Here is a 21496-nt window from a genome sequence, read left to right on the forward strand (position 1 = left end):
TCATATGGCTGAACAAAACCTAACACCAGAACAAAGGATGCAAGCAGCACAAGTACATGTTGATGGACTTGTTCAAAAAGGCTTGGTGGCTTTAGACGAATTCCGTCAATTAAACCAAGAACAAGTGGACTACATTGTGGCAAAAGCTTCTGTTGCAGCACTTGATGCCCACGGTATCTTGGCTATGCATGCTTTTGAAGAAACTGGTCGTGGTGTGTTTGAAGATAAAGCTACTAAAAATCTTTTTGCTTGTGAGCACGTAGTTAATAACATGCGCGGTGTAAAAACTGTTGGTGTTATCGAAGATGATCCTATCACAGGACTTACTAAAATTGCTGAACCAGTCGGTGTTATCTGTGGAGTTACACCAACAACTAACCCAACTTCTACAGCAATCTTTAAATCATTGATTGCCCTTAAAACACGTAATCCAATCGTATTTGGTTTCCATCCATCAGCTCAAGAATCATCAGCTCATGCGGCACAAATTGTTCGTGATGCGGCTATTGCTGCCGGTGCTCCTGAAAACTGTATCCAATGGATTTCAGAGCCATCTATGGAAGCAACTGGTGCTTTGATGAATCATGATGGTATTGCAACAATCCTTGCTACAGGTGGTAATGCCATGGTTCGTGCGGCTTACTCATGTGGTAAACCTGCTCTTGGTGTGGGTGCTGGTAACGTCCCTGCCTACATTGAAAAATCAGCTGATATCCGTCAAGCTGCTCATGATATTGTTATGTCTAAATCATTTGACAATGGTATGGTTTGTGCGTCAGAACAAGCAGTTATCGTTGACAAAGAAATCTACAACGACTTTATCGAAGAATTCAAATCTTACAAAACTTACTTTGTTAATAAAAAAGAAAAAGCTCTTCTTGAAGAATTCTGTTTTGGTTCAAAAGCAAACAGTGAAAACTGTGCTGGTGCTAAACTAAACGCAGATATCGTTGGTAAACCAGCAACTTGGATTGCAGAACAAGCAGGCTTTAAAGTTCCAGAAGGAACTAATATTCTTGCAGCAGAATGTGCTGAAGTTGGTGTTAATGAACCATTAACACGTGAAAAATTATCTCCAGTTATTGCAGTTCTTAAAGCTGATGATGTTGAAGATGGTCTTAAAAAAGCTCGCCAAATGGTTGAATTTAACGGACTTGGGCACTCAGCTGCTATCCATACTAAAGATGAAGAGCTTGCTAAACGTTTCGGTACTGAAATGAAAGCAATGCGTATCATCTGGAATTCTCCATCTACGTTTGGTGGTATCGGTGACGTTTACAATGCCTTCATTCCATCATTAACACTTGGTTGTGGTTCATATGGACGTAACTCAGTTGGTGATAACGTTAGTGCTATCAACCTTCTTAACATCAAGAAAGTAGGGAAACGTAGAAATAATATGCAATGGTTTAAAGTTCCTTCAAAAATTTACTTCGAGCGCAATTCAATTCAATACCTTCAAACATGTGAAGGTATGGAACGTGTTATGATCGTTACTGACAAATCCATCGAAAAACTTGGTTTTGTTCAACGTGTTATCGACCAATTGAACCTTCGTAACAATAAAGTTGCGATTCAAATCTTCTCAGATGTTGAGCCAGATCCAGATATCACAACTGTTCAACGTGGTGCACAAGTGATGCGTGCTTTTGAACCAGATACAATTATTGCTCTTGGTGGTGGTTCTCCAATGGATGCGGCTAAAATCATGTGGCTCTTCTACGAACAACCAGAAGTTGACTTCCGTGACCTTGTCCAAAAATTCATGGATATCCGTAAACGTGCCTTCAAATTCCCTGCACTTGGTAAAAAAGCGAAATACATCGGTATTCCAACAACTTCAGGTACTGGTTCAGAAGTAACACCATTTGCCGTTGTTTCTGATAAAGCAAACAACCGTAAATACCCACTTGCTGACTACTCATTGACACCAACACTTGCAATTGTTGACCCTGCATTGGTTGAATCTGTTCCAGGTTTCATTGCAGCAGATACAGGTATGGACGTCCTTACTCATGCTACTGAAGCTTATACGTCTAACTTTGCTAATGACTATACTGATGGACTTGCGCTTCAAGCAATCAAACTTGTCTTTGATTACCTTAAAAAATCAGTGCTTGACAATGATGTGGAAGCTCGTGAAAAAATGCATAACGCTTCTACAATGGCAGGTATGGCCTTTGCCAACGCCTTCCTTGGTATGAGCCACTCTATGGCTCACAAAATTGGTGGGGCTCACCACACTGTTCACGGTCGTACAAATGCTATCTTGCTTCCATATGTTATCCGTTACAATGGTACTCGTCCAAGCAAAACAACTACTTGGCCAAAATACAACTACTGGAAAGCTGATGAAAAATTCCAAGACATCGCTCGTATGTTAGGATTACCAGCATCTACTCCAGAAGAAGCTGTACAATCATATGCTAAAGCCGTTTATGATCTTGGTGTTGCTGTTGGAATCAAGATGAACTTCAAAGATCAAGGGATCGATGAAAAAGTTTGGATGGATAGCTTACATGAAGTTGCTCTTCTTGCTTACGAAGACCAATGCTCACCAGCTAACCCACGCTTACCAATGGTAGCTGACATGGAAGAAATCATGGCTGATGCTTACTATGGTTATGCAGAACGTCCAGGACGCTTAAAATAAGATGTGATGTAAAGGAGTAGGATTTCCTACTCCTTTTTTGTGGATTTCAAAAAGTTAACTGATTAATTAAATTGCAAATTTTTTTTGAGAAAAGTAAGAAATTTGTTTGACAAACATGATAGTGAATTGTACAATATTGCGTAGAAAACGGTTACAATTCTAATATTTGATCCTTTTGGAGGTATATATGAAAGCTGTTGTTGTCAATGAGACCAGTTCTGGTGTTGAGGTGATTGATTGTCAAAAACCAAAACCAGCTTATGGTCAAGCTCTTGTAAAAGTAGAGTATTGTGGTGTTTGTCATACGGATTTGCACGTTGCTCATGGCGATTTTGGGGAGGTTCCTGGTCGTATTCTTGGGCATGAGGGTATTGGAATCGTCGAGGAATTAGGTGAGGGAGTCACTTCTCTTAAGATTGGAGATCGGGTTTCTATCGCTTGGTTTTTTGAAGGATGTGGTTACTGTGAGTATTGCACAACTGGTCGCGAGACCCTCTGCCGTTCGGTGAAAAATGCAGGCTATTCTGTTGATGGCGGAATGAGTGAGTATGCTCTTGTTACTGCTGACTATGCTGTCAAAGTTCTTGATAGTTTAGATTCGGCTCAAGCTTCTTCCATAACATGTGCGGGAGTGACTACCTATAAAGCGATTAAAGAATCAGATGCTGCACCTGGTCAATGGATTGTTGTCTTCGGAGCAGGAGGGTTAGGAAACCTAGCTGTACAATATGCTAAAAAAGTCTTCAATGCTCATGTAGTAGCGGTTGATATTAATAATGATAAATTAGAGTTAGCTAAAAAACTTGGCGCTGATATTGTTGTTAATGGGAAAGAAGTTGAAGATGTCGCTGCCTTTATTCAAGAAAAAACGGGTGGTTGTCATGGGGCAGTGGTCACAGCCGTTTCTAAGGTAGCTTTTAATCAAGCTATCGACAGTGTTAGGGCTGGTGGTACTGTTGTAGCTGTTGGACTTCCATCTGAGTATATGGAATTATCTATTGTTAAAACAGTTTTAGATGGTATTCGAGTAGTCGGATCTCTAGTGGGAACGCGTAAAGATCTGGCGGAGGCTTTTGCTTTTGGGGCAGAAGGCTTAGTGGTGCCAGTAGTTGAAAAAGTTCCAGTTGATACGGCGCCTCAAGTCTTTGACGAAATGGAAAAAGGATTGATTCAAGGGCGTAAGGTCTTATATTTCACCTTAGCCTAAAAAAGCAAAGGAGCTAGGTTATAACTTAGCTCTTTTTGATTTGTCTTTTTGTGATACAATAATTTGAAGACTAGAAATGTGAGAGAGGCAGTTTTCTAGTGATTTCTAAAAGATTGGCAGTGTAAATGATAAGAAAAAAGAAAGATATCCTGAGATTAGCCTTACCAGCAATGGTAGAAAACATGTTACAAATGCTTATGGGAATGGTAGATAATTACTTAGTGGCCCAGATTAGTCTTGTAGCGGTCTCGGGAGTTTCTATTGCAAATAATATTATTACTATTTATCAAGCTATTTTCATTGCTTTAGGCGTAGCAGTCTCTAGCTTAATTGCTAGGAGTTTGGGAGAAAATAATCAGCTTAAGCCAGTCAAGTATATGGCTGATGCTATTATGGTTACTCTGGGATTTTCAGTGGTGTTAGGACTAATCTCACTTTTTGGTCAAGAAGCCATGCTTAGCTTTCTAGGTGCTGATGCAGCAGTTACGGCTATGGGTGGGAGCTATTTAGCTGTTGTAGGTGGTATGATTGTCAGTCTTGGATTATTGACTAGTTTAGGAGCTATTATTCGAGCACAAGGCTTAGCTCGGATTCCTATGCGAGTTAGTTTCTTCATTAATCTGCTCAATGCTCTATTATCAGCTCTATCAATTTATGTGTTCAATCTGGGAATTCTAGGAGTAGCTTGGTCAACAGTTATCTCACGATTTGTTGGGGTTTTACTGTTAGCTTCGTTTCTGCCCTTAAAAGCTATTTGGCAAGAAATGGGTAAGGGACCAATCGATAAAGCGGTCTTTAGCTTGTCACTTCCCGCAGCTGGTGAACGATTGATGATGCGAGCTGGTGATGTGCTGATTATTGCAATCATTGTCCAATTTGGAACAAAGGTGTTAGCAGGAAATGCTATTGGAGAAACCTTGACTCAATTTAACTACATGCCTGGGATTGCTATGTCGACAGCAACAGTGATTTTAGTCGCGGGACAATTAGGGAGTCGGCAACTGCAAGATATGCGAGAAACGATTAGAGAAACCTTCTTTTTGGCGACACTTATGATGTTTGTTATGGCAATAGCAAGCTACCTCGTGGGCCCAACCTTGATTCCTTTGTTTACAAGAGATTTTCAAGCTCATAGGGCTAGTATGATTGTTCTCCTTTTTTCATTAATTGGAGTTCCTGCAACGGCAGGAACCTTGATTTATACGGCTGTCTGGCAGGGCATGGGGAAGGCTCAGTTTCCTTTTTATGCCACTACTGTTGGCATGTGGTTCATTCGTATCATTTTTGGTTATATTATTGGTATTGTTTTAGGTTATGGATTAGCAGGAGTTTGGCTAGCTACAGTTTTAGATAATTCGATTCGTTGGTTTTACTTGGCTTATCGTTTTAAAAAGGAGTATAACTCTCCTTTGAAGAGCATAAGTGACAAGTGATTAAGGTCTTATTTTTAGGAGAGAAGAAAAAACGCAAGTTGTCAAGTCAAGTGCAACCAGTTCATAGATAACTAGAGTTCCAGATGTTAAGCTGTTCGGGATAGCTCAAACAGGAATTTTGAGGATTGATATTGAAGAAGTCGTCTTGGGCGCTCATTGATGGCAGTAATATAATTGTCAAGTTCTTCAGAGGTTAGTGGATTAAGTGAGACTCCTTTAGGGACATATTCTCTGAGGAGGCCATTGAAGTTCTCGTTTTTTCCTCTCTCATGTGAAGAATAGGGATGTGCAAAGTAAACTTCAACAGCTTCTAAGTTTGAGAGTAAACTAAACTCAGAACCATTATCCGCTGTGATGGATGCAATAGGATACTGACTGATGAGATGCGTGACAGCACGGTTAATGGTTTGGGACTGCTTGTCTTCTAGCTTAACTCCTAGTGCATAGCGTGTCTGGCGCTCTACCAAAGTCAACATAACAGCTTCACCTTTGGTTTCTTGCCGAGAACCAAATCAATCTCCCAATGCCCAAATTCAGAACGATCATTAATATATTCTGGACGTTCTTCGATAGATTTACCTAAAGTCTTCTTATTCGTCTTCATGACTTTCTTAGAACGTTTTCTGATACTAACCATCTTAGGCAAATCGATTGGTTTAATAGCTAATACCCCCTCTTTGATATAACGATAAATCGTTTTGGTAGAGGGGACGACTTCTTCAGGATGGTTCACTTTGTAAGTCTGAACAAAACTATCCACACTATGGAGACGAATGTTAGCCGTCAAGGCAGATTCTAATTGTTCAATGAACCTAGCGGAGCAGTCATTCAACTTGAGATAAGAACTCTTTTGACGATTGGTTTCATAGACACGTTGCCCACTATCAGCGAAATAGGCGTTGAAGAAGGTTTGTTTTCCATTCTTATCCTTTACCTGTTCTACTGAACCACGTTTTATTTCTCGGCAGATTGTAGAACGGTGACGACCCAAGAGTCGAGCAATCTCAGCGGGTTTCTTTCCCATTTTAAGATAAGCAGCAATTTCACCCCGTTCTGTGGCTGAAAGATGAGAATAGGATGATTTTCTGGTAGAATTAATGTTGGACATGTTCATCTGCTTTCCATACTGAATTGGGGAATTCTAGTATATCAGACGAACATGTCTTTTTTGTTGCACTTCATTTTACAACGCGGGGAGAAGAAAAAAATAAATTTTTTTTGAGAAATAACTTGCATCTCTCTATCAAGTATGATAATATATTATCAAGTCTGTTTCAGAAAACAGAAACCCAGGTCAAGTAAGTGTTCTCACTTACAATAACACAGTTAATGATGGGGCAACTCAAAGTTAAGAAAAAGAAAAAGCCTTGCAAGTATTCTTGTAAGGCTTTTTTTGTGTTTATTTTGCTTATTTTGCTTATTTTGCTTATTTTGCTTATTTGGGTTGGCGTCTGGCAAAGTCTAAGAATTTGAATTTTTCCAGTTTATGACGACTTTCGGTAAATTGGAATTGGTCGTTATTAGATAAGTAAACTTTTGATTTGACTGAAACCACATGTTGGTCAGAACCTAAATCTAGCAGGATTTTATCACGATCAGTCACTTGGTCAATAGTAACCTCTTTTAAGGCAAAATCAATAGCCAAATGCAAGTCCTTTTCTAAATAATGGTAGATGGAGTGTTCGGCAATCTCTCTGGTCATCAGAGGAACTTTTTCTTTATAGAGATAATCAATATCTAAAACAGAAGCAACTCCTTCTACTACGCGTTGTCTTGTGATTCGCCAAACTAGACTATTGACGCTAAATCCTGTTAGTTTAGAGAGCTTTTGATCAACAATCAGTTTGTCAATGGCGATGACATTGGTTTTAGAATCCATATTAAAATAAGTTACTAATTCTTGGTAGCTGGTCAATTCTGATATGGGAAATAGGATTTGATGATGTTTAATGACTTGTATGCCCCGACCTTGTTTTTTTGTTATTAAACCAGCTTTATTTAGCAGAGATAGTGCCTTTCGGACAGTGTTACGGCTAGCCTCGTAAGCTGTGGCTAACTCCATTTCGGTGGGAAGGAAATCACCTTCTTGGTAATAGTCCTTGCTAATCCTTTCTTCCAAATCTTTATAAATGGCTTGGTATTTTTTCATATGATTATGCATTCTTTCTGACTTGTCTATTTTTTTACATACAACACACCTTATTTTACCAAAATAAAGCCTTTTTGTGTGCAAACAACTTGCCTACAAATTTGTAATCGATTACAATAAAAGTGTCAGAATCCTTCTTATTTGGAATGGGTTGATACAGGTCACATTGCTTAAGCTTTTAGGCTAGCAATAGAAAAATTAGGGGAAATCAAATGGGAAAATTTGAACACGATGCTAGGAGTCTTCTTACCGCTGTGGGTGGAAAAGAAAACATCAAGGCTGTCACACACTGTGCTACACGCATGCGCTTTGTTTTGGATGATAACAGCAAAGCCAAGGTAAAAGAGATTGAACGCATTCCTTCGGTCAAAGGAACCTTTACGAATGCCGGACAATTCCAAGTCATCATCGGGAATGATGTGCCTGTTTTTTACAATGATTTTACGGCTGTTTCAGGCATTGAGGGTGTGTCAAAAGAAGCGGCTAAATCAGCTGCAAAGAGTAATCAAAACCCTCTTCAGCGGGTCATGACGATGCTGGCAGAAATCTTTACACCTATTATTCCAGCTATTATTGTAGGTGGTTTGATTTTAGGCTTTCGAAATATTCTTGAAGGGGTTCATTTTCAGTTTTTAGGCCAACAAATGGAGAATGGGAAGCTTGTCTTTGATGCAGCTAAGAATCCTGTTTGGAATACCATTGTCAATGTCTCGCCATTTTGGAGCGGCGTTAATAGTTTCTTATGGTTACCGGGTGAGGCTATTTTTCACTTCTTGCCAGTTGGGATTACTTGGTCCGTAACCCGTAAAATGGGAACAACTCAAATTTTAGGGATTGTTTTAGGGATCTGTTTGGTATCACCACAACTACTGAATGCCTATGCTGTAGCAGGAACACCGGCAGCTTAAATCGCTAAGAACTGGGTTTGGGATTTTGGATTCTTTACCATTAATAGAATTGGGTATCAATCACAGGTCATTCCCGCTTTACTAGCTGGGTTATCCCTTGCTTATCTTGAAATTTTCTGGCGTAAACGTATTCCAGAAGTCATTTCGATGATTTTTGTGCCTTTCTTATCTCTAGTACCAGCTCTTATTTTAGCGCATACTATTTTAGGACCTCTAGGGTGGACTATTGGTAAAGGTATTTCCTTTGTGGTTCTTGCTGGTTTAACTGGTCCCGTTAAGTGGCTCTTTGGTGCCATCTTTGGTGCCCTTTATGCGCCTTTAGTTATTACCGGACTTCACCACATGACTAATGCCATTGATACACAATTGATTACGGATACGGCAAGTCGTACAACAGGACTTTGGCCAATGATTGCCCTGTCTAATATTGCTCAAGGATCTGCCGTTTTGGCTTACTATATCATGAATCGCCATGATGAGCGAGAAGCAGAAGTTTCGCTTGCAGCGACTATTTCTGCCTACTTAGGCGTAACAGAGCCTGCCCTTTTTGGGGTCAACCTTAAGTATATCTATCCTTTTGTAGCTGGTATGATTGGTTCTGGAATTGCTGGCTTACTGTCAACATCGATGAACGTTCAGGCCAATGCCATCGGAGTGGGTGGCTTGCCAGGTTTCATGTCTATTAATGCGAAGTACATGCTTCCTTTCTTCATCTGTATGGCGGTGGCTATTCTTGTGCCAATGCTTCTCACCATTTTTTTCCGAAAATCAGGAATCATGACGAAAACAGAAGATGAGGCTAAAGCTCCTGAAGAACAGGTAAAATCAACTTCTCAAGCAACTGTGGTTGCTAACGCCGTGAGTCAGGAAAAAAGTATCCACTTAAAAAGCCCTTTAACTGGTCAGCTTAAACCCCTATCTGAAGCTCAAGATTCAGTATTTGCTCAAGGTGTTATGGGTAAAGGTGTTTTGATTCAACCGAGTGAGGGACTCTTAGTGTCACCTGTTGATGGTCAAGTAACGGTTCTATTATCGTCAAAACACGCTATTGGTTTAGTAACAGATAATGGTATCGAACTCTTAATGCATATCGGCATGGATACTGTTAACCTTTCAGGTAAAGGATTTGAAACGCACGTTAAGCAAGGCGATATGGTTAAAGCTGGTGATAAACTCATAAGCTTTGATATAGCTAGTATTGAAGCAGCTGGTTACGCTACAGAAACGCCAGTTATCATTACTAATCAAGAAGACTTGACTGTGGAGATTGAAGGCCCACTACCAGGTCAGATTCAACGTCAAGAAGACTTGATGAGTGTTCATAAGGCCTAAAGGTAAGGCTAATAATGGCATGAGGGAACTGGAAGCAGTTCCCCCTAGTCATTTTTAAAAGAGGATAAGAGATGACAATAGACAAAAGAAAAGTAGTTTATCAAATTTACCCAAAATCTTACAAAGATACCACAGGAAATGGGGTTGGAGATTTAAGAGGAATTATAGAGAAACTCCCTTATTTGAGTGAGCTTGGTATTGACATGATATGGTTAAACCCTTTTTACCCAAGTCCTCAACGAGACAATGGCTATGACGTGTCTGACTATAAGGCGGTTAATCCAGAGTTTGGAACCATGGCTGATTTTGAAGCATTGGTGGCAGCTGGGAGAGATTATGAGATTGATTTCATGTTAGATATGGTCTTGAATCACTGTTCGACAGACCATGTTTGGTTCCAAAAAGCCTTAGCTGGGGATTCTTATTACCAAGATTTCTTTATTTTAAGAGATGAACCGACAGATTGGGTATCCAAATTCGGAGGCTCTGCCTGGGCACCTTTTGGGGATACTGGCAAATATTATTTGCATCTCTTTGACATCAGTCAAGCAGACCTCAATTGGCGTAATCCTAATGTGCGTCAGGAGCTCTTTGAAGTGGTCAATTTTTGGCGAGACAAAGGCGTCAAAGGTTTTCGATTTGATGTCATTAATCTCATTGGTAAAGATGAGGTCCTAAAAGATTGCCCAATCAATGATGGAAAGCCAGCCTATACTGATAGACCCATCACCCATGACTACCTTCACATGATGAATCAGGCTAGCTTTGGTCAAGATGAGACTTTTATGACGGTTGGGGAGATGTCTGCGACTACAATTGAGCATTGTCTTTTATATACGGCACCAGAGCGTGAAGAGTTATCGATGGCCTTTAATTTCCATCATTTGAAGGTCGATTATGACAAGGGTCAGAAGTGGACACTGATGGCCTTCGATTTTATCGCTTTACGTGACTTGTTTCACGCTTGGGGTGAAGGCATGAGTCAGGGAAATGGCTGGAATGCCCTTTTCTATAACAACCATGACCAGCCAAGGGCCCTTAATCGCTTTGTAGATGTGGCCAATTTCCGTGAGGAAGGAGCAACCATGCTAGCGGCTTCTATACACCTATCACGTGGAACGCCTTATATCTATATGGGAGAAGAAATCGGCATGCTTGATCCAGACTATGAGTCAATGGTAGACTACGTTGATATTGAGAGTCTCAACGCCCATCAAATGCTCTTAGAAGAAGGAAAAACAGCACAAGAAGCCTTCCAAATCATTAAGGCCAAGTCTCGCGATAATGCAAGGACGCCTATGCAATGGGATGCTAGTGACAATGCCGGTTTTTCACAAGTGACACCTTGTTTGAAGGCTGGCAAATCTTATCAGACCATTAATGTGGCCAACGAAAAAAGTGGCAAGATTTTTCCTTTTTACCAAATCTTAATCCGTCTTCGTAAGGAATTGCCAATCATTGCAGAGGGAGATTATACAGCAGCTTACAAGGACAGTGACAAGGTTTATGCCTTTGAACATCAATTAGATGGTCAAAGCCTATTAGTCTTAAATCATTTTTACCCTGATAAGCTTGAATTAGAACTGCCTAAGGCTTACCAAAATGGCCAAGTCCTCATCAGTAATTATCCCCTAGCGCAGCTAACAGATAAGATCAGGTTAGCCCCTTACCAAACAGTAGCTATTCTAGCCAATTAAGCCCTTCCTAGGTTGAAAAACCTAGGTTTTTTCATTTCCCCAAAATAGTTCTAAACCACTGACTAGCTTCTCTTATGCTAAACTGGAAATAGTTTGTGGCTGATTGGGGCTTTCTTTGAGCCCAAATGAGCCCAAGTGTGATGAGAGAGAAATTGTGCCCAATAGGGTCTAGTTTATTGTAACCGTTTTCGATAGAATAAATTCAGAAAGGAAAGTAAATGGTTGATAACAAAGCAGTGGTCATTTTGATGACCTTGATGTCTTATCGCGAGTTAACGCGGTATGAATTGAGTGTTAAAACCAAATTTTCAATCAAAGAGATTGAGGAGCGTATTGGTGATCTTAATCACTTTTTAAAGGAGCATCATTTCCCACTTATAGGAATCAGTCAATCGCATTACCAGATCAGTCAGGAATTAAAAGAGGCTTCTGAGCAGATTTTTGAGCCCTTAAATGCTGAGCAAATCTACTTGTCACAGGCTGAGCGGATTAATCTGATTTACCTTTATACCTTTTGTCGGAAAGAGTTTGTGTCCAATACGCACTATCAAGATTTTCTAAAAGTCAGTAAAAACACAACTTTGACGGATATCAAAGCCTTGAGGGCAAAAATGGCTAATTTTGGTTTGGCTTTAAACTATAGTTGCTCGACAGGCTATATCTTGGTCGGACCAGAAAGGCAAAAGCATCAGTTGGCAATGGCAACTATTAGTCAGCCGTTGACCTCCTCGATTGGCTTGTGGGCTTTGGACTATGTTTTAGCCTCATGGAACTATCCAGTATCTTTTGAGAGGGTTAGTCAAAGCGTCAAAGATTATTATCAAACTTTTCAGATGTCTCCTATCTTGGACCGTTTGCAAGAAGGGCTTTATGCCATTCTTTTTATGGCTTGTCGCTATCAGCGAGTCAAGGAGTCGGTCAAGGTAGAGCCTTTATTGGTCTCTGAGCAATTGCAGCAGTTAACGACCTTGCTGTTGTCTACCATTTTGACGGACTTTGAACAGCCTGAGTCTTACCAGAAAGAGGACCATCACTACTTTAGCCTTCTCTTAGCCGGCTGTTTTGAGGGGGAAGGTGATGTTAGTGATCAATTCTTTGACAATCTGACCGTGGCTATTATTAATCAGATACAGACGGTAGCTCTTCTCAATTTTCAACAAATAGATCAACTAAAGACTGACTTAAAGAGACATCTAGTGCCTGCTTATTACCGCTTGCGTTATGGCTTACCTAGTCATAATGACTACACCTTACGCATCAAAGAAAGCTACGCAGACCTCTTTGATTTGGTTCAGCAGGCCTTACAACCGCTAGCTCAAGAACTCAATTGTCCTATTCCAGATAGTGAGATTTCTTATTTTGTCTTGCATTTTGGTGGCTATTTGAAAACCGTTAAGGAAGCATCAGACAAGCCCTATAAGGCCGTTATTATTTGTCCCAATGGTGTCAGCTCCTCTTTGATTATCAAAGAAAATTTGAAAGTCTTATTTCCTGAGATTGCTTTTCAAGGCATTTCAAGGATTGATCAATTGGATCAGATGGATAAGTCCTGTTATGACTTGATTTTTTCAACCCTTCCTTTAGAAACAACTAAGCCTTCTTATTTGGTTCCTATGGTGATGACGGATGAGCAAAGCCTTCAATTAGTGAAGCTAGTCAGTCAGGATTTTCCAGAAATCGGTAGAGATATCGAAACAGATCGTTTGCTTGATGTGATCAGCCCCTTTGTGACCGTTAACCAAGAAGATGAACTACGCATCGCTTTAAAAACTTATTTAAGGCAAGATTTTAAACGAAAGGATTATAGACCCGTGCTAAATGAATTAATAACCCCAAAAACCTATCAGTTTACGACTGATTCCCTAGATTGGAAAGAGGCCATCCGCTTGGCTGCGAAACCTTTGTTAGATGGTGGTCAGATAGAAGCAAGCTATCCAGAAGCTATGATCCAAAAGGTAGAAGATTTCGGCCCTTTTATCAATTTGGGTAAAGGCATTGCTATTCCGCATGCCCGACCTGAAGATGGGGTCAAAGAAGTAGGCATGTCCATGTTGGTTTTGGATAACCCCATTTTTTTGCTAGATGACACCAAACAAGAAATTCACTTGTTGATTTGTATTGCAGCTATCGATAATGAGACACACTTAAAAGCACTGTCTCAACTGACAACGATTTTACGCGACAATGGGAAGGTCGCTCAATTACTTAGGTCAACATCCTATCAGGATATTACAACTATTATTTCAGAGGAGGTATAAGGAATGTTAAGAATTGGTACAGCTTGTGGTTCAGGATTAGGATCTAGTTTCATGGTTCAGATGAACATCGAATCGGTATTGCGCGATTTAGGAGTGACAGGTGTCGAAGTGGAGCACTATGACTTAGGTGGTGCTGATCCCAATGCAGCAGATATCTGGATTGTGGGGCGTGATTTAGAGGATTCTGCAGGTCATTTAGGAGACGTGCGCATCTTAAATAGTATTATTGATATGGATGAATTAAGTGCCTTGGTCAAAGACATTTGCCAAGAAAAAGGCCTTATCTAGAAGGAGATAAGCATGACATTTTTAGTAGATATTGCCAGTACACCAGCTATTTTAGTAGCCTTGATTGCCATTGTTGGCTTGTTACTTCAGAAAAAAGCTGTTCCTGATATTGTAAAAGGTGGCATTAAAACTTTTGTTGGTTTCTTAGTGGTTTCAGGTGGTGCGGGTATTATTCAAAGTTCTCTGAACCCTTTTGGTAAGCTGTTTGAGCATGCCTTTCACTTATCTGGGGTTGTGCCAAATAATGAAGCTATCGTTGCGGTTGCCTTAACCACTTATGGTTCTGCCACTGCTTTAATCATGTTTGCAGGGATGATTTTTAATATCCTGATTGCGCGCTTCACTAAATTTAAGTATATTTTCTTGACTGGCCACCATACTCTTTACATGGCTTGTATGATTGCCGTTATTATGTCTGTAGCAGGCTTTAAATCCCTTCCTCTTATTTTATTTGGTGGTTTGGCTTTAGGGATTATCATGAGTGTGTCCCCTGCTTTTGTTCAAAAATTCATGATTCAGCTAACTGGTAATGACAAGGTTGCCTTGGGGCACTTTAGTTCTTTAGGTTATTGGCTTAGTGGAACTGTTGGTCAATTATTTGGGGATAAGTCTAAGTCAACAGAAGACATTAATTTTCCAAAGAGTTTGTCCTTCTTGCGTGATAGTACAGTCAGCATTACCATCTCTATGACCATTATCTACTTGATTGTAGCTATTTTTGTGGGTCCAGTTTGGATTGCTAAGGAGCTTTCTAATGGTACCCACGGTTTGGTTTATGCCCTACAATTAGCGGGTCAATTCGCAGCAGGTGTCTTTGTCATTTTAGCCGGAGTACGTTTGATATTAGGTGAAATTGTCCCAGCCTTCAAAGGGATTTCTGAAAAATTAGTGCCTCATTCTAAACCAGCCTTGGATTGTCCTATCGTTTATCCATATGCACCAAATGCGGTTTTAATTGGTTTTGTTTCTAGTTTTATTGGTGGACTTGTCAGCATGGTACTTATGATTGTGACGGGAACGACTGTTATCTTGCCAGGAGTTGTGCCACATTTCTTCTGTGGAGCTACGGCCGGTGTTATTGGTAATGCTTCGGGCGGTGTTCGCGGGGCAACCTTGGGAGCTTTCTTACAAGGGATTCTGATCAGTTACCTTCCGATTTTCTTGATGCCTGTTTTAGGTGGTCTTGGCTTTGAAGGTTCTACTTTCTCAGATGCTGACTTTGGCTTATCAGGTATTCTTCTTGGAACGCTCAATAATATGGGTGGTACAACAGCTATTGCAATCGGTATTTTAGTGATTTTAGGTCTTCTAGTAGGTGTATCAGTAGTAGGAAAAGCCAAAACAAAGGAGGGGTAAGCCATGGCTCTTACAAGAAAAGCTCTAACTGATTTACAGCGGTTTGCTGATCAGATTCGGCTTAATACTCTTGAAACGCTCAATCATTTAGGCTTTGGGCACTATGGTGGTCTCTCTATTGTAGAAGTCCTAGCGACGCTTTATGGGGATATCATGCCTATGACGCCAGAGCTCTTTAGCCAAAAAGATCGAGACTACTTTGTTTTATCTAAAGGCCATGCGGGTCCAGCTCTCTATAGCACCTTGTATTTGAAGGGATTTTTTGATAAAACCTTTTTGCACTCCTTAAATAGCAATGGGACAAGGCTGCCTTCTCATCCAGACCGTAACCTAACGCCTGGCGTTGATATGACAACGGGATCTCTAGGACAAGGGGTGAGTGTGGCTACAGGAATCGCTTACGCTCAACAGATAGAAGAATCAGAACATTATACCTATGCCATTGTTGGCGATGGTGAATTAAATGAAGGCCAGTGCTGGGAAGCTTTTCAATTTGCTTCTCATCATCAGCTGAGTCATTTTATGGTTTCTGTTGATGACAATAAAAAGCAACTAGATGGAAGAACTCAAAATATTTGTTGTCCGGGTGACTTTGTGGCTAAGTTTGAGGCCTTTGGCTTTGAGAGTGTGCGTGTCAATGGTTCAGATATTGAGGCTATTCATGAAACCATTACTAATTTTAAAGTCTCATCAAGTCCAAAACCCAAATGCATCGTTTCAGATACCGTTAAGGGTCAAGGTGTGCCTGATTTGGAGAAAATGGAGGCTAATCACCACTTAAGACCGACACCAGAAGAAAAGAGGATGCTTGAAAATGCTGTTCAAGTGTTACATGAAAAATTGGAGGTCAGCCAATGAGTCATCAGAGTAAAGAAATGCGTCATGTTTACCGTGATTTTCTTATCGAAGCCAGTCAAAAAGAGCCTAAGATAGCTGTCTTAGAGGCTGACCTATCAAGCTCGATGGCGACTAATCAATTAGCCCAAGTCTTGGGCAAGCGTTACATTAATCTTGGGATAATGGAAGCTGAAATGGTTGGTGTGGCTGCTGGTTTAGCGGTCAAAGGCTATAAGCCCTACCTGCACACCTTTGGCCCCTTTGCCTCAAGACGGGTTTTTGATCAACTCTTCATTTCACTAGCTTATGCTCAGTTGAGTGCTACCATTATTGGGTCAGACGCAGGTGTCAGTGCTGAGATGAACGGTGGGACGCATAAGCCTTTTGAAGAAATTGGCTTGCTACGCTTAGTTCCCAAAGCAAACGTTTATGAGGTTAGTGATGATGTCCAATTTAAAGCCGTTTTAGAAGAAACCTTAACTCAAGATGGCCTTAACTATATTCGAACCATTCGTAAGGCACCGGTAGCCCTTTATGAGGAAGGTGATGATTTTTCAAAAGGCTATATGATCCTTCGTCAGGGTCAAGACCTAACGATTGTTACTTCTGGCCTCATGGTCAGCAATTGCTTAGAAGTAGCTGATGCTCTGGCAGAAGATGGTTACGCTATTGGGGTGATTGACCTCTTTAGAATCAAACCTCTGCCACAAGATTTGGCCCAAGAATTGAAAGGAAAACCAGTCTTGACCGTGGAAAACCATAATCAAATTGGTGGCCTTGGAAGTGCTATTTGTGAATTACTCAGCCAAGAGCCAGAGACGCCAGTTTCTAGAATGGGCATTGATGAAAGCTTTGGGCAGGTGGGCAAAATGGATTACCTACTAGAACAGTACCAGCTCAATCCTGATGCCATCAAAAAGCGTATCAAAAGCTTATTAGCTTAAGAAAAGATAGCAATACATTTCTGTTTAAAAACCTCTAGCAGCTAGCTTGGCTGAGAGGTTTTTTGTTTTAGTTTAGGCTTAACCCATCTCTTGTCACTCATTCTTTGGTATGGCATCAGGTCTTGGCAACAGAAGTCCTTGCTTTTTGTCAGGTCAATTTAAGGAGAATTTAATAACAAAAGGTATTTTTCTTAATTAAGATTGGTTTGGATTGCCCATTTCTACTTATTTTTTGCTACAATGGGAGGTAATACACTAGAAAAGATTTTTTCTAAATGAAGTGAGAGAAGGAGCTTTTAATGACAAAAACCTACCAAGAAGATTTTTACCAAGCTGTCAATGGTGCCTGGGCACAAACAGCTGTCATTCCAGATGATAAACCCCGTACAGGTGGCTTTTCAGATTTAGCTGATGAGATTGAAACGTTGATGTTAAGCACAACAGATGCTTGGTTAGCCGGTCAAGACCTACCACAGGATGCTATTTTAGAAAACTTTATTAAGTTCCACCATTTAGTGGCAGATTATGATAAGCGTGATCAAGTAGGAGTAGCACCAGTTCTTCCCTTGATTGAGCGTTATCAAGAGTTAGGCTCATTCGCTGAGTTTGCAGAGCATATTGCTGAGTTTGAGATGGCTGGTCTACCGAATGACTTTCCATTTGGTGTAGATCCTGATTTTATGAATGCCCAGATAAATGTTCTTTGGTCCTATGCCCCAAGCATTCTTTTGCTAGATACGAGTTATTATGAAGAAGGGCATGAAAAGGCAGAAGAACTCCGTCAGATTTGGCGCCAATCTCAGGAAAAACTCTTACCACAATTTGGCTTTTCTCCTGAAACTATTCAAGACCTATTGGACAAGGTGATCCAGCTTGATAAGCAAGTGGCAAAATACGTTTTATCTCGTGAAGAATCTTCTGAATATGTGAAGCTTTATCATCCCTACACTTGGGAAGCATTTACCAAGTTAGCACCAGAAATGCCTTTTGAAGCTATTTTTGAAGCTATTTTAGGTCAAGTTCCTGATAAGGTTATTGTTCCAGAAGAGCGTTTTTGGACAGACTTTGCAGCTCACTACTATTCAGAAGAAAACTGGGAGCTGTTAAAGGCTAATCTGATTTTGGATGCAGCTAATGCCTACAATGCTTATTTGACTGATGCTATTCGTGTGGAATCAGGCGCTTATTCGCGGGCTCTTTCAGGAACGCCCCAAGCAATGGACAAGAAAAAAACAGCCTTTTACTTAGCTCAAGGACCATTTAATCAAGCTCTTGGACTTTGGTACGCTAGTCAGCGCTTTTCTCCAGAAGCTAAGGCAGATGTAGAGCATAAAGTTGCTAAGATGATTGAGGTGTACAAGTCACGTCTTGAAACAGCTGACTGGTTAGCCCCTGCGACACGTGAAAAAGCTATTGTGAAACTCAATGTCATTACACCACACATTGGTTATCCTGAAAAATTACCAGAAACTTATGCTAAAAAAATCATTGATAGCGAGCTTTCTTTGGTTGAGAATGCCCAAAATTTGGCGAAAATTGCGATCGCCCATAGCTGGAGCAAATGGAATAAGCCGGTCGATCGTAGTGAATGGCATATGCCTGCTCATATGGTCAATGCTTATTATGATCCGCAACAAAACCAGATTGTCTTCCCAGCAGCCATTTTACAAGCGCCATTCTATGCTTTAGAACAGTCTTCGTCAGCTAATTATGGTGGAATTGGAGCTGTTATTGCGCATGAAATTTCCCACGCTTTTGATACTAATGGGGCTTCCTTTGATGATAATGGTAGCTTAAATGATTGGTGGACAGAGGCTGATTACGAAGCCTTTAAAGAGCGTACAGACAAAGTAGTAGCTCAGTTTGATGGGCTTGATTCTTATGGTGCTAAGGTCAATGGCAAGTTAACCGTCTCAGAAAATGTCGCTGACTTGGGTGGTGTGGCTTGTGCTTTAGAAGCAGCTCAATCAGAAGCTGATTTTTCAGCGCGTGATTTCTTTATCAATTTTGCTACCATTTGGCGCATGAAGGCGCGTGATGAATTCATGCAAATGATGGCAAGTATTGATGTCCATGCGCCGGGTGAATGGCGCACTAACGTGACCTTGACAAACTTTGACGAGTTCCACAAAACCTTTGATATCAAAGAAGGTGATCCTATGTGGAGAGCACCAGAAGATCGGGTGATCATTTGGTAAATCCGTCATTAAAAAAGAAAAGCTAGGAAAAAATTCCTAGCTTTTTTATTTGCATGTTTTAAAAAAACTACCCTTGTAAAGAAGGGTAGTTGTCATAGAAATTAGTTGTTGAGAGCAGCAGCCATAGTAGCAGCAACTTCTGATTCAAAATCGTTAGATTTTTTCTCGATACCTTCACCAACTTCAAAGCGAGCAAATGTGATTGCTTTAGCATTTACTGAGTCAAGGTAAGCTTCAACTGTTTTGCTGTCGTCCATGATGTAGACTTGTGCAAGAAGTGTGTAAGCTTGGTCAACTTTAGTGTTGTCAAGCATGAAGCGATCCATTTTACCTGGGATGATTTTGTCCCAGATTTTTTCTGGTTTGCCTTCAGCAGCTAGTTCATCTTTGATAGCTTCTTCAGCTTTGGCAATTGTTTCTTCAGTCAATTCAGCTTTTGAACCGTATGCTAAGAATGGAAGTGCTGGTTTGTCAACCATTGCACGTGACTCGTTGTCAAGTTCGATAGCGTGGTTCAATTGTGCCAACTCATCTTTGATGAATTGTGGGGCAAGCTCAGTGTATGAAAGAACAGTTGGTTTCATCGCAGCAACGTGCATTGATACTTGTTTAGCAAGTGTGTCGTCGCCACCTTCGATAACAGTGATAACACCGATACGGCCACCGTTATGTTGGTAAGCACCGAAGTGTTGCTCATCTGTTTTTTCAATCAAAGCAAAACGACGGAATGAGATTTTCTCACCGATAGTAGCAGTTGCGTTAACGTAAGCTTCAGCAAGAGTTTCACCTGAAGGCATTACAAGTGCAAGAGCTTCATCGTTGTTAGCTGGTTTGCCTTCAGCGATAACTTTAGCTGTTTCGTTAACCAATTCAACGAATTGAGCGTTTTTAGCAACGAAGTCTGTTTCAGCGTTAACTTCAACAACAGCAGCAACGTTACCGTTAACATAAACACCTGTTAAACCTTCAGCGGCAACACGGTCAGCTTTCTTAGCTGCTTTAGCCATACCTTTTTCACGAAGTAATTCAACGGCTTTGTCCATGTCTCCGTCAGTTTCAACAAGTGCTTTTTTAGCGTCCATAACGCCGGCACCAGATTTTTCACGTAATTCTTTAACAAGTTTAGCTGTAATTTCTGCCATTTTTATATCTCCTTGATTTTTGATAATAAAAACGAGACAGAGCGGTTTGCATTCTGCCCCGTTTAGAGTTTAATTGTCAAAGGGTTTTCTTAGTCGTTTGAACCTTCTACAACTTCAACGATTTCTTCGATTGAATCAGCTTTAGCTTCTGATGCGAAATCAACGTCTGCATCTTCACCTTGACGGCCTTCGATAACAGCATCAGCTAATTTAGCAGTGATCAATTTAACGGCGCGGATAGCGTCATCGTTAGCTGGGATGATAACATCGATATCATCTGGATCAGCATTTGTATCAACCATAGCTACAACTGGAATACCAAGTTTTTTAGCTTCTTTAACAGCGATTTGTTCTTTATGTGGGTCAACAACGTACATTACGTCTGGGATACGAGGCATATCTTCGATACCGCCTAAGAATTTTTCAAGACGTGCACGTTGTTTGTTAAGAAGTGCAACTTCTTTCTTAGGAAGAACTTCAAAAGTTCCTTCTTCTTCCATACGTTTGATTTCTTTCAAACGAGCGATACGTTTTTGGATTGTTCCCCAGTTAGTAAGAGTTCCACCCAACCAACGGTGGTTGATGAAGTATTGACCAGCACGAGTTGCTTCGTCTGCAACAGCTTCAGCAGCTTGTTTTTTAGTACCAACGAACAAGATAACAGCGTCATTTGCTGCAGCGTCACGAACGAATTCGTAAGCTTGGTCAGCTAATTTAACAGTTTGTTGTAAGTCGATAACGTGGATACCGTTACGTTCTGTAAAGATGTATTTAGCCATCTTAGGGTTCCAGCGACGAGTTTGGTGACCAAAGTGAACACCAGCCTCAAGAAGTTGTTTCATTGAAATTACTGCCATGAGTAGTTTCTCCTTTATAAAATGTTTTTTCCTCTCCTAGACGTTGACTCGCAGTTCAACCTTGCGGCAACAGAACCACAATCGGCCTGGGATGAGTATTTGCCGTCTACACGACTTTAACATTCTATCAAAAAAAAGTCACAAAAGCAAGGAGAAATGCTATGGATTACCTTATTTTTGAGGGAAATCACGTGCATTACGTATTTCTTTGTTTATTGGGAAGTGTGAAGACAAGCT

General features: G+C 40.6%; 13 protein-coding genes and 2 pseudogenes. 11 read left to right on the forward strand and 4 right to left on the reverse strand.

The window, feature by feature from the left end:
• The first annotated feature begins 4 nt into the window (after window positions 1-4).
• The 3 genes from adhE to STRIC_RS09970 all read left to right on the forward strand — a co-directional run bounded on the left by adhE (window position 5) and on the right by STRIC_RS09970 (window position 5293).
• On the forward strand, window positions 5-2653 hold the full coding sequence (gene adhE / locus STRIC_RS09960) for a bifunctional acetaldehyde-CoA/alcohol dehydrogenase (protein WP_008090101.1): 2649 nt from the start codon (window positions 5-7) through the stop codon (window positions 2651-2653).
• A gap of 187 nt (window positions 2654-2840) precedes the next feature.
• Window positions 2841-3860: an alcohol dehydrogenase AdhP gene (adhP, locus tag STRIC_RS09965; protein WP_008089920.1), complete on the forward strand. Its 1020-nt coding sequence runs from the start codon at window positions 2841-2843 to the stop codon at window positions 3858-3860.
• Window positions 3861-3985: 125 nt separating this feature from the next.
• Entirely contained in the window at window positions 3986-5293 is a 1308-nt protein-coding gene (locus STRIC_RS09970; protein ID WP_040832382.1) for an MATE family efflux transporter, read from the forward strand.
• 86 nt (window positions 5294-5379) lie between these two features.
• On the opposite strand, the pseudogene STRIC_RS09975 reads toward STRIC_RS09970, so the two are convergent.
• Window positions 5380-6401, reverse strand: a pseudogene (locus STRIC_RS09975) (IS30 family transposase).
• Window positions 6402-6728: 327 nt separating this feature from the next.
• Window positions 6729-7442 (reverse strand): trehalose operon repressor, encoded by a 714-nt coding sequence (gene treR / locus STRIC_RS09980; protein WP_040832383.1) that lies wholly within the window; start codon window positions 7440-7442, stop codon window positions 6729-6731.
• Window positions 7443-7654: 212 nt separating this feature from the next.
• Between treR and treP the strand changes: the two are divergent.
• The 8 genes and pseudogenes from treP to STRIC_RS10020 all read left to right on the forward strand — a co-directional run bounded on the left by treP (window position 7655) and on the right by STRIC_RS10020 (window position 19260).
• Window positions 7655-9682, forward strand: a pseudogene (treP, locus tag STRIC_RS09985) (PTS system trehalose-specific EIIBC component).
• Window positions 9683-9753: 71 nt separating this feature from the next.
• Window positions 9754-11379 carry an alpha,alpha-phosphotrehalase gene (gene treC, locus STRIC_RS09990; RefSeq protein ID WP_008089702.1) on the forward strand — a complete coding sequence of 542 codons (1626 nt, stop codon included), beginning with the start codon at window positions 9754-9756 and terminating at the stop codon, window positions 11377-11379.
• Window positions 11380-11597: 218 nt separating this feature from the next.
• Entirely contained in the window at window positions 11598-13637 is a 2040-nt protein-coding gene (locus STRIC_RS09995; protein ID WP_008089678.1) for a BglG family transcription antiterminator, read from the forward strand.
• Between the two features lie 3 nt (window positions 13638-13640).
• The gene (locus STRIC_RS10000; RefSeq protein WP_008089859.1) at window positions 13641-13925 is read left to right on the forward strand and encodes a PTS sugar transporter subunit IIB; all 285 of its coding nucleotides are present in this window, start codon (window positions 13641-13643) and stop codon (window positions 13923-13925) included.
• A gap of 12 nt (window positions 13926-13937) precedes the next feature.
• Window positions 13938-15281, forward strand: coding sequence for a PTS ascorbate transporter subunit IIC (locus STRIC_RS10005; protein WP_008089629.1), 1344 nt, complete (start codon window positions 13938-13940; stop codon window positions 15279-15281).
• Window positions 15282-15284: 3 nt separating this feature from the next.
• Window positions 15285-16139 (forward strand): transketolase, encoded by an 855-nt coding sequence (locus STRIC_RS10010; RefSeq protein WP_008089725.1) that lies wholly within the window; start codon window positions 15285-15287, stop codon window positions 16137-16139.
• Window positions 16136-17062 (forward strand): transketolase family protein, encoded by a 927-nt coding sequence (locus STRIC_RS10015; protein WP_008090269.1) that lies wholly within the window; start codon window positions 16136-16138, stop codon window positions 17060-17062. The genes STRIC_RS10010 and STRIC_RS10015 overlap by 4 nt, the downstream gene beginning before the upstream one ends.
• 299 nt (window positions 17063-17361) lie before the next feature.
• Complete coding sequence (locus STRIC_RS10020; RefSeq protein WP_008090352.1) at window positions 17362-19260, forward strand: M13 family metallopeptidase; 1899 nt, start codon at window positions 17362-17364, stop codon at window positions 19258-19260.
• Window positions 19261-19361: 101 nt separating this feature from the next.
• Here the strand turns inward: STRIC_RS10020 and tsf are convergent, their stop codons facing one another.
• Window positions 19362-20402, reverse strand: coding sequence for a translation elongation factor Ts (tsf, locus tag STRIC_RS10025; RefSeq protein WP_008089861.1), 1041 nt, complete (start codon window positions 20400-20402; stop codon window positions 19362-19364).
• 89 nt (window positions 20403-20491) lie between these two features.
• On the reverse strand, window positions 20492-21259 hold the full coding sequence (gene rpsB, locus STRIC_RS10030) for a 30S ribosomal protein S2 (RefSeq protein WP_008089754.1): 768 nt from the start codon (window positions 21257-21259) through the stop codon (window positions 20492-20494).
• Window positions 21260-21496: the final 237 nt, after the last annotated feature.

It is taken from the genome of Streptococcus ictaluri 707-05, assembly GCF_000188015.2.
Classification (GTDB): Bacteria; Bacillota; Bacilli; order Lactobacillales; family Streptococcaceae; genus Streptococcus; species Streptococcus ictaluri.